Origin of the sequence: Amycolatopsis pretoriensis, from assembly GCF_900107925.1 — a bacterium.
Classification (GTDB): Bacteria; Actinomycetota; Actinomycetes; order Mycobacteriales; family Pseudonocardiaceae; genus Amycolatopsis; species Amycolatopsis pretoriensis.
Window position 1 is genome coordinate 116,358 of sequence record NZ_FNUJ01000016.1, and the last position, 9,883, is coordinate 126,240.

The window sequence follows — 9,883 nt, forward strand, 5'->3', positions numbered from 1 at the left end:
TTCAAGTCAAGGAGGCCACGATGACCCTGCTCGACATCGCCGAAGTCGCCGAGAAGTCCGGGCTGGCGCCCTCGGCGCTGCGGTTCTACGAGAAGCGCGGGCTCGTCGAACCGGCCGGCCGCAACGGCCTTCGCCGCACGTACCACCCGGACGTCCTGAGCCGCCTCGACCTGGTCGCCTGTGCCCGCGGGGCCGGGTTCACGATCGCGGAGATCGCCCGGTTCCTGGTGGCGACACCGAGCGACGACGCGCTGCGCGAGCGGATGGCGGCCAAGGCGACCGAGCTCGACGACACGATCGATCGCCTCACCCGGATGCGCGACAGCCTGCGGCACGCGGCTGCCTGCGACCACGTGCCGCTCGTCGAGTGCCCGGACTTCAAGCAGGCGATTTTGTAGCCTTCGCCAGCTTCGAGGGCCACCAGACGCGGCGCCCGACGTCGACCGTCAGCGCGGGCACCAGCAGCGACCGCACCAGGAACGTGTCGAGCAGGACGCCGAACGCGACGATGAACGCGATCTGGGCGAGGAACAGGATCGGGATCACCGCGAGCGCGGAGAACGTCGCGGCGAGCACCACCCCCGCCGAGGTGATCACGCCGCCGGTCAGCGAAAGCCCGTGCAGCGTCCCTTCGCGCGTGCCGCGGGTCAGCGCCTCCTCGCGGACCCGCGTCATCAGGAAGATGTTGTAGTCGATGCCCAGCGCCACCAGGAAGACGAACCCGAACAGCGGCACGACCGGGTCCGCGCCCGGGAAGTCCAGGATGTGGTTGAACACCACGGCGGACACGCCCATCGTCGCGGCGAAGGAAAGCACCACGGTCGCGATCAGCAGCAGCGGGGCGAGCAGCGACCGCAGCAGCAGGGCCAGCACCAGGAAGATGACCAGCAGCACGATCGGGATGATCAGCGCCCGGTCGTGCTCCGACGTCTTCTGCGTGTCGAGCTGGATCGCCGTCGGGCCACCGACCTTCGCGTTCGCGCCGGGCACCGCGTGGACGGCGTCGCGCAGCCGCCCGACCGTCGCGACCGCCGCCTCGGAGTCGGCTGGGTCGTTCAGCACGGACAGGATCTGGACCCGGCCGTTCACCTGCTTGGGCAGCGCCACGGACTGCGCCACGCCGTCCATTTTGGACGCTGCCAGCACCGCCGGCACGGAGTCCGCGTCGGCGATCGTGACGGCGGGCGCGCCGAGCCCGCCCGGGAAGTGCTTGCCGAGGATGTCCTGCCCGGTCCCGGATTCGACCTGGGTGAGGAAGACGTCGGACTGCGCGGTGCCGGACGCCTTGAGCTGCGGCAGGAACGCGACGCCGATGCCGAGGACGAGCGCCGTCACCACCCAGACCACGCGCGGGCGGCGGCCGACCAGGCGGGCCACGCGGCCCCAGACGCCGGACGTCTCGGGGTGCGGCGAACCCAGCGCGGGCTTGAACGGCCAGAACGCGCCACGGCCGCACAGGGCCAGCACGGCGGGCAGGAACGTCGTGGAGGCCAGCAGCGCGGCGCCGATGCCGATCGCCGCGACCGGGCCGAGGCCCTTGTTGGAGTTCAGGTCGCTGAACAGCAGGCACAGCACGCCGAGGATGACGGTGCCGGCCGAGGCGGCGATCGGTTCGAGCGTCGCGCGCCAGGCGAGCTTCAGCGCGTCGAACCGGCTCGGGGTGTCGCGCAGCTGTTCCCGGAACCTCGCGACGGTCAGCAGCGCGTAGTCCGTCGCCGCGCCGAACACGAGGATCGAGAGGATGCCCTGGCTCTGGCCGTTGAGCGCGAGGACGTCGTTCTTCGCCAGCAGGTAGACGACGAGGCTCGCGAGCCCGAGCGCGAACACGGCCGACAGCAGCACGAGGAACGGCAGCAGCGGGCTCCGGTAGACCGCGACGAGGATCAGCGCGACGACGCCGCCGGCGACGAGCAGCAGGATGCCGTCGATGCCCCCGAAGGCCGTCACCAGGTCCGCGATCTGCCCGGCGGGCCCGGTGACCAGCACGGTGAGCCCCGCGGGCGCGCCGGTGAGCTTCGCGCGGACCTCCTTGACGACGTCGGCGGGGTTGCCGTCGGCGAGGATCGGGACGGCCAGCTGCACGGCCTGGTCGTCGCGCGGCGCCCGCTCGGGCTGCCCGAGCGGGCCGACGACGCCGGGCACGGTGCCGAGCTCACGGGCCTTGCCGTCGAGGAACCGGCGGTCTTCGGCGGTCAGTCCGCTGGTGCGCTCGGCGACGACGGTCGCGGGCAGCACCTGGCGCGGGGTGAAGGCCTTCTGCTCGTCGGAGACCTCGGTGGCCTCCGCCGACTGCGGCAGGAAGGCGGCGTTGTCGTTCTTCGCGACTTCACTGAGCTTCCCGGCGAACGGGCCGCCGAACCCGCCCAGCCCGAGCCAGGCGATCACCAGGAGGGCGGGGATCAGCCAGCGGAGCCGGCGCGGCTTGTCGTTCATGGTCGCTAAGGTCCTTTCGAGGGCGAACACGCCCAATTGTTCAGCAAGCTGAACATTCTGCACGACGGACCCGGAGTGACGGTGAGCACAACCCCCGAACCCGACCTGGGCACCTGGCCGACGGGCCGGCTGCTGGCCGTGGCGGCACGCCTGGTGGAACACCGCTGGGCGGCGGTGCTGGACGGCATGGGGCTCACCCACGCGGGCCTGATCGCGCTGCACACGCTGCGCGACGGGCCGCTCCCCCAGCGGACGCTGGCCCAGCGCTGCCAGGTCACGGACCAGACGATCAGCCGCACCCTCGACCGGCTGGCCAAGGCGGGGTACGTCACGCGCACCCCGGATCCGGCCGACGCCCGGCGGCACGTCACCCAGCTGACGGACCACGGGCGCGCGGTCCACGAACGGGCGGTGAGGGCTGAGCCGGCGGTGCTCGGGGACCTCGGCGAGGACGACGCGTTCCGGGCCGGGCTGCTGCAGGTGATCGCCCGGCTGTCGGCGGCGGATCGAGACCAACCGGTGACCTGAGCGGCCCCGCCCAGGCCAGGGGCGGATTGCCGCGCCACGGCGGCCTTCCCGCCGTCATCCCGGCGATTCAGCTCCGGCGGAGCTGGGTAGGTGTTCAGGCATGTGGATCGCGGTGAGCACCCCAGTGGCCCTCCTGATCGCTACCGTCCTGATGGAGCGGTTCGAGCGACGATGCACGCTGACGCCGGCCGCGCAGGGCGAACCGGCCGAGCTGCCGGCTTCGGGCGGCGCCACCCGCGTCCGTCCTTTGTAGACTCCGAGCGGTCTCCCCGCTGCCCGGTGCGCCTGTGATCCACGTCTCACTCCCCTTCGTCGAGAACCCCGGGCCCGCCCCGCGGCGACTGACGAAGCAGATCCGGCGAACCCCGGATCCAGGGAGGAGCACACCATGCGCAGCAGGACCACCCGCACGGTGACCGGGCTGGCCGCCGCGGCGGCGCTCGTCACGGCGGTGAGCATCGGGATCGCCGGCGGCGCGTCGGCGGAACCGGGGACCACGGAGGGGATCATGACCACACAGCCACCCCAGGGTGCGCGCGCCACCGTCCAGGTGACGCCGAACCCAACGACCCACCGTGGCCAGGAAGTGACGATCACCGGCAACTGCGGCGGGGGCACCGGCCTGAAGTCCGTCCTCGGCGGCTTCCCGGAGCACCCGGCGCTGGAGAACATCCGGATCGTCGACGCCGGACCGGACCACTTCGTCGCCAAGGCGACCGTGTCGCAGCACATCGGCAACGGCGTCGGACCGGTCTTCGTCGACTGCGGCGGCGAAGCGGGAGTGACACTTCTGGTCACCCACGTCTAGTGCGAACGGGCCCGCTCACCGGCCGGGTTCCGGTGAGCGGACCATTTCGCGGAATTCAGCAGGTCTTCCACGCGAAGTGGTAAATCGTGTCGACACTCGCATGTTCGGAATCCATTTCGATGTAACTCGTTCCCGAAGAGGTACCCGCGTCCGCGCGCAGTTCCGCATTGATGTTCAGGTTGCGGTCCTCACCGCACGGGGCGAACACGAGTGCCGCGACGTCGGTGGTGTCGGTCGCGCGCCACACGCCGTGGAACGGGCCCGGGTAGGTGTGGCGCACCCGGGCGGTCGGCGACGTGCCGGCGAAGTAGTAGTTGGCCTGCTCGAGCGCGCTCGCCCCGCTCTCGATGTGCGCGAAACCGCGGTACTCCGCCTCGGCGATCGCGTACGTGAACCCTTGCGGGACATGGACGAGCACGTTGATCTGGCAGTTCTTCCGGGCGTCGAGCGCGGACGCGCCACCGCCGGCCTTGGCGGTGAAGTTCGTGTAGTGCACCGTGAACGACGTGTTGTCGGAGGCGACGTCGGCCGTCGCCGTGGCCGTGCCCGCCGGGCAGCCCGAGCCGTTGATGGTCTTGACGTCGAGCGTGATCTTTTCGGTCGGAGCCGACGTCGCCGGGGAATCGACGGGTGCGGCGAGGGCGGACAGAACCATTCCGGCTACGACCAACATACCGAGCATGACGCTCCTCCAAATGGGCCACGGTGCCTTTTGATCACGATGATCGCGCGCGGAACGGATCGTAGCGCGATCGCAACCTTTCCGACGGCCACTGAACGGAGTAACACGACGACGCGGAGTGCGGGAAATCCATTTCCCGCATTTTATCGCTGCACTACTTGATTGCGTCGGACAATCAACGGTCCGAACTGGTCCGGACCACTGGGTGCCGGAGCGAATACGGCGGGATCGTCCCGCCGAGCAGCGCTTCGGCGTCCAGCGTGGCCGCACCGCTCCCCCGCTCCGCGAACCGCCGCGCCACCAGCGCGCCCGGGTCGTCGACGACGTCCGCGCGGCCGCTCAGGAACGCCCACTCGTGCTCGTCGGAACCGAAGTACAGCACTGTCCCGAACACTTCGCGGAACCGCTGCCACGACGAGCGCAGCGTCTCGTTGCGCCACAGCGTCGGGCAGCCCGCTTGGCAGGTCACCACACCGCCGGGGGCGAGGACGCGTGCGCACCGGCCGAGGAAGTCCGTGCCGTACAAGCGGTTGTGCTGCGCGTCCGGGTCGGTGTTCTCGTCCGGCAGGTCGATCACGACGACGTCGTAGGTGTCGCCGCGGGCCTCGGCCGCGGCGAGGAACGCCCAGCCGTCCTCATAGGACACCCGGACCGGCCCGTCGCCGCGCGCGAGGTCCGCGGTCGTGTAGCCGTAGGGCAGGTGCTCGGCGCAGGCCCGCACGGCCTGCTCGTCGATGTCGACGTGGTCGACGACCGTCGCGCCCGCGGCGACCGCCAGTTCGGAGGCGACCCCCTCGCTCGACCCGATGATCAGCACCCGCCGCACCCGCTCGGCCAGCAGGAGCGCCGGCACCATCAGGGCCTCGTGGTACACGAGCTGGCTCGCTTCGGTGCTCTGCCGTTCGCCGTCGCAGAACAGCGAAATCCCCTGCGCGGTCTTCCCGATCAGCACCTCCTGGTACGGCGTGCGCGCGTGGAAGCGCACGTCGCCGACCTCCCAGACGCGGGTGAGGCCGGCGCCGAGGGGTTCGTGGATCAGGGGCATCAGCGTTCTCCCCGGTGCAGGACGGACAGGTGGACCGAAGCGGCGTCCAGCGCTTTCGCCAGCAGCCGCAGCGCGTGTTCGGGGTCGGCCCGCGACCCGCAGGTGAAGACGTCGGCGAACAACGAGCCGTGCTCGGGGTAGGTGTGCACGGACGCGTGCGACTCGGCGAGCAGCGCGATCACCGTGGCCCCCTGCGGCACGAACCGCTTGGCCACGACGTCGACGACCGTCGCGCCCGCCTCCGTCACCGCCGCCCGCAGCAGTTCGCCGAGGCGCGCGGCGTCGTTCAGCAGGCCCGGGTCGACGCCGTGCAGCTCGGCGAGGACGTGGCGCCCGGTGAACCGGCCGATCTCAGGCATCGCCCCACCGCCCCAGGCAGTAGGTGCGCAGCGGCTCGATCCCGTTGAACCCGACCGACGCGTAGCTCGCGGTGTAGGCGCCGGTGCCCGGCAGGTCGAGCCGGTCACCGGTCGTCAGGGACAGCGGCAGCTCGTACGGCGTCCGCTGGTAGAGGACGTCGTCGCCGTCGCAGGTCGGTCCGGCGAGCACCACCGGCCCGCGCGGACCACCGGGCGTGGTCACCGGCTCGAACCGGTACGCGATCGCCTCGTTCTCGGCCTCGGCGAGCCCGTTGTAGCGCCCGAGGTCGAGGTACACCCAGCGCCGCTCGCCGCGCTGCGCGACCAGCACGACCTCGGTCCGGAGCAGGCCGGCGTCGGCGACGAGCACCCGGCCCGGCTCCAGCATCAGCTCCGGCTGCTCGCCCGCGAAGTGCGTGTCGAGCGCCGACGCGATCGTCGCCGCGTACGCGTCCAGCGCGGGCACCGCGGTCCGGTGGGTGGTCGCGAAGCCGCCGCCGAGGTTGAGCCGGGTCATCGCGACGCCCTGCGCCGCGGCCTCGGCGAACAGCTTCGCCGCCGTGGCGATCCCGATCTCCCACGCGCCGGGGTCCGGCTGCTGCGACCCGACGTGGAAGGCGATCCCGGGCCGCAGCCCGAGCGCGGCCGCGCGCAGCACGAGGTCGAGGGCCTCGGCCGGCTCGCAGCCGAACTTCCGGCCGAAGGGCGTCACCGAGTCCGGCGCGTCGAGCAGCACGCGGATCGACACGGCCGACCCCGGCGCGTGTGCGGCGAGGTGCTCGACGTCGGCCGCGGCGTCCGAAGTGAACTCGCGGACACCGCGGCCGAAGGCGTAGGCGATGTCGCGGGGCTTCTTGATCGGGTTCCCGTAGGCGAGGTCCGCCGGGGCCACGCCGCGGTCCAGGCACAGCGCGAGCTCGGCGGGCCCGGCGACGTCGAAGCCGAGCCCGGCGGCCACCAGCGCGTCGAGCACCGGCGGCGCCGGGTTGGCCTTGACCGCGTACCGGATCAGCGCGCCCGGGAACGCCGCGCGGACCTCGCGCGCCCGGGCCGCGACGGCGTCGGTGTCGACGACGAGGCACGGGGTCGGCGGGTCCCGTTCGTCGAGGAACCGGCGGAGGGGGTCGGCGCACACGGCGCCAGTGTCGCAAACGGCGTCAGACGAACCGCCACAGGTGGTCCGGTGTGCCGTTGTCGTCCCACTGGGTCACCTGCGCGCCGTCCGCCGTGGACTGCTGGTCGACCGCCATCACCTTGCCGCTGCGGACGTTGGCGAGCTTCGACCAGCCACTGCCCGCGTCGACGATCCGCCAGTTGTGGTCGGGGGTGCCGTTGTCCTGGAACTGCTGGACGTGGGCGCCGTTGTCGAGGCTCTGGTCGTGCACCGCGAGGACCTTGCCGCTGTTGCGGTTGACGATCCGGACGGTGCCGTCGCCGTTGTCGACCACGGCCCAGAGGTGGTCGGCCGAGCCGTTGTCCGACCATTGGGTCACTTCGGCCGTGTCGGCCAGTGACATGTTCGACACGGCGAGCACCTTGCCCGACCGCTGGTTCTGCAGCTTCCGCCAGACCGTCGCCGACGCCGCCGGGCGCGTCAGCAGGGCCAGGTAGCCACCGGCGACCGGCCGGGCCTGGAAGCCCCGCTGGGTGGCGTCGGCGACGACGTACCAGTCGCTGAACGGCACCCGCTGCGGCGTCACGTTCGCGTAGCTGTAGACGCCTTCGACCAGCGAAGCGCGGATGTTCGGCTGGTCGGTGAGCCAGGCGGCGGTCCACAGCTCCCAGTCGGCCTTCGTGTAGTTGTTGCGGGGGTCGAGCAGGACGCCGTGGGCGCCGACGCGGCCCTGGTACCAGGCCGCTTCCTGGGCGGCGACGCCGGACGGGACCAGGTCGAGGCCGAGCACGCGGTCGGCGAAGCCGTTGTACTTCAGGCTCCACGTGCCGGGCTGGTCGTAGGCGAGCTTGAGGTGCTGGTTCGACGTGTCCTGGGCGAGGGTGACCCACTGGCTGATGTAGCTCCGGGACGTCGAGCGGTAGCGCTGGACGTCGGCGGTGTTGCCGACGGCGGCGGCGATGACGCCCATCGCGCCGACGCCGATGATGCCCTTGAGCGCGAGGTTGGCGCTGTGGGCGATGAAGCCGGTGAAGTCGTCGGTCTGGTTCTGGAACCCGGGGTCGAGGGTGGTGCCGACCAGGTACTCGGCCCACTGCCGCAGGATCCGGTAGTGGGTGTTCGCGAAGGCGACGGCGTCGGCCGACGGGAGCCGCTGGACCAGCGCGGCGGCCATGATCAGCAGGTTGGCCGACTCCTCGACCGGCATGCTCTCCTCGTTGCCGTCGTTGTGCCCGGTCGCGTCCGGGTAGTGGGTGCCGAGGTCGTGCTCGGCGAACTGCATCGGCCAGCCGCCGCGCTCGGCGTAGTCGAGCAGCGGCTCCAGGATCAGCCGCAGATACGCCGCGGAAAGGTAGAGGTAGGCGGGGAACGCCGGGTAGGTGACGTCCACTGTGGACATGTTGCCGTTGGAGGAGATCTCCTTGAGGAAGCCCCACGGCGCGCCGCCGCGGTCGACCAGTTCGGTGCCGCCGAAGGCCTGGCGCAGCGCGAGCGCGCAGATCCCGGCGTAGTGCTCGCCGGTCGTGCCGCCGCCGGCCGCCGCGACGGCGTCGTCGTGCAGGCGCTGGTCGATCGCGGTCGCCGCCGCCAGGGCGGCCGCGTAGTCGTTGCCGAACCAGACGGCCATGTCCGGCCAGCTGCTCCAGTAGTGCGTCCACCAGGGGTTCAGCTGGGTGCCGAGGTAGCGGACGGCGGGTGTGCAGACGTGGCCGATCGAGAGCGTGAACGGTGCCGAGGTGCCGCCGGCGGGGATCGTGCCGAGGTTCTTGTTGAAGGCCAGCACCGGCCAGCGGTCGTTGATGGCGCGTGGCTGGGCGGTGTCGCTGGTGTTGTTCAGGGTGCCTTGGCCGGCCGAGGCGGCGCGCACGACGGTGTCCTGCCCGATCTGCCAGCTCGTCCCGGACGTCGGCGCGGCGAGCACGAGCCGGCCCCAGCTCGCCTGGTCGCCGCTCTCCTGCAGGACGCCCGGGCTCGCCGGGGTGCAGCTGAGCAGCGTGTAGCCGCCCGCCTGCTGCTGGGTCCAGGTGACCGGGGTCGAGGTGGTCCCGTGCACCCACTCGGCGGAGGTGTCGAAGTGCAGGTCGACGGTGTGGGCGCGGCCGTCGGCGCTGGCGGCCTGGAGGGTCACGTAACCGAAGGGGACGCACTGGCGCTGCAGGTTCGCCGGGTCGACCGGCGAGAAGAACGTGACGGTGAGGTTCACACCGCCGCCGGTGAGGACGTAGGTCGAGCGCGTGCCGGTGACCTGCAGGCTGACCTGGGTCATCGTGGTGAGCGCCGGTCCGTTCGGGAGGGCGGGCTGACCGGCGAAGACGTAGGCGGCGCCGTCGATGCGGGCGAGGCCGCAGAGGGCGGTGATGTGCCCGGTCCAGAAGCTCGACCAGGTGCCGGCGAGGGTGTCGGCGGGCTGCCAGGTGGACAGGTAGGGCGAGCGGACGACGAGCGGGGTGGCGGGCGGCCGGATCGGGCTGAAGGTACCGGCGGCGGCCGCGGTCCCGGGCAGCCACAGCGCGGCGGCGACGGCCGCGGCGGTGCCGCCGGCGAGCCGGAGCAGATCCCGGCGGGTGAGTTCTCGGGAGGACATCGGTGGCCCCTTTCACGGGCTGGTGGGCTCGTGCGGGGATAACTTTTACATCGTTGGTACAACGTTGTAAATCCGCCGTTGGTCGGTGTGGTGGCGGGGTGACGGACCACTCGGGGCGCAGGTCCGGTGCGTTTTTCGGGCGGCGGGGCGGCCGAGGGTCCCACCCCGATGTCTTGAATGAGTCATTCAGGGCGCCAGAGGTCCTGAATGAGTCATTCAAGACGTTCGGAAGTCGGGGCGGGGCGGTGAGGCGCGGCGGGTGGGGCGGGGCGGAGCGGGCGGGCCGGGGCGGGCGGGCCGGGGCGGGCGGGGCGGTGAGGCGCGGCGGGC

At 71.8% G+C, this 9,883-nt stretch carries 10 protein-coding genes; 4 read left to right on the plus strand and 6 right to left on the minus strand.

Going from position 1 to position 9,883, the window contains the following annotated elements; all coding sequences use genetic code 11:
• Nucleotides 1-20: 20 nt before the first annotated feature.
• Nucleotides 21-398, plus strand: a complete 378-nt coding sequence (locus BLV96_RS45960) for a MerR family transcriptional regulator (RefSeq protein WP_086675117.1) — start codon at nucleotides 21-23, stop codon at nucleotides 396-398.
• Here BLV96_RS45960 and BLV96_RS45965 read toward each other — a convergent pair.
• Nucleotides 379-2,433: an MMPL family transporter gene (locus BLV96_RS45965; RefSeq protein ID WP_086675118.1), complete on the minus strand. Its 2,055-nt coding sequence runs from the start codon at nucleotides 2,431-2,433 to the stop codon at nucleotides 379-381. The two genes, BLV96_RS45960 and BLV96_RS45965, sit on opposite strands and share 20 nt — an antisense overlap.
• A 75-nt stretch (nucleotides 2,434-2,508) precedes the next feature.
• Here BLV96_RS45965 and BLV96_RS45970 point away from each other — a divergent pair, with 75 nt between their 5' ends.
• From BLV96_RS45970 to BLV96_RS45975, 3 genes are all read left to right on the plus strand, one after another.
• Nucleotides 2,509-2,961: a MarR family winged helix-turn-helix transcriptional regulator gene (locus BLV96_RS45970; protein ID WP_167379948.1), complete on the plus strand. Its 453-nt coding sequence runs from the start codon at nucleotides 2,509-2,511 to the stop codon at nucleotides 2,959-2,961.
• A gap of 100 nt (nucleotides 2,962-3,061) precedes the next feature.
• A complete protein-coding gene (locus tag BLV96_RS50170; RefSeq protein WP_167379949.1) occupies nucleotides 3,062-3,214 on the plus strand; it encodes a hypothetical protein in 153 nt (50 codons plus the stop codon).
• Nucleotides 3,215-3,349: 135 nt separating this feature from the next.
• Nucleotides 3,350-3,769: a hypothetical protein gene (locus BLV96_RS45975; protein ID WP_086675119.1), complete on the plus strand. Its 420-nt coding sequence runs from the start codon at nucleotides 3,350-3,352 to the stop codon at nucleotides 3,767-3,769.
• Nucleotides 3,770-3,824: 55 nt separating this feature from the next.
• Here the strand turns inward: BLV96_RS45975 and BLV96_RS45980 are convergent, their stop codons facing one another.
• From BLV96_RS45980 to BLV96_RS46000, 5 genes are all read right to left on the minus strand, one after another.
• A complete protein-coding gene (locus tag BLV96_RS45980) occupies nucleotides 3,825-4,451 on the minus strand; it encodes a DUF4360 domain-containing protein (RefSeq protein WP_086675120.1) in 627 nt (208 codons plus the stop codon).
• A 175-nt stretch (nucleotides 4,452-4,626) separates the two neighbouring features.
• Complete coding sequence (locus tag BLV96_RS45985; RefSeq protein ID WP_086675121.1) at nucleotides 4,627-5,496, minus strand: spermidine synthase; 870 nt, start codon at nucleotides 5,494-5,496, stop codon at nucleotides 4,627-4,629.
• The gene (speD, locus tag BLV96_RS45990; RefSeq protein ID WP_086675122.1) at nucleotides 5,496-5,855 is read right to left on the minus strand and encodes an adenosylmethionine decarboxylase; all 360 of its coding nucleotides are present in this window, start codon (nucleotides 5,853-5,855) and stop codon (nucleotides 5,496-5,498) included. The genes BLV96_RS45985 and speD overlap by 1 nt, the downstream gene beginning before the upstream one ends.
• A complete protein-coding gene (locus BLV96_RS45995; protein ID WP_086675123.1) occupies nucleotides 5,848-6,990 on the minus strand; it encodes a type III PLP-dependent enzyme in 1,143 nt (380 codons plus the stop codon). The genes speD and BLV96_RS45995 overlap by 8 nt, the downstream gene beginning before the upstream one ends.
• A 22-nt stretch (nucleotides 6,991-7,012) precedes the next feature.
• Nucleotides 7,013-9,553, minus strand: coding sequence for a glutaminase domain-containing protein (locus tag BLV96_RS46000; protein WP_086675124.1), 2,541 nt, complete (start codon nucleotides 9,551-9,553; stop codon nucleotides 7,013-7,015).
• Nucleotides 9,554-9,883 lie beyond the last annotated feature (330 nt).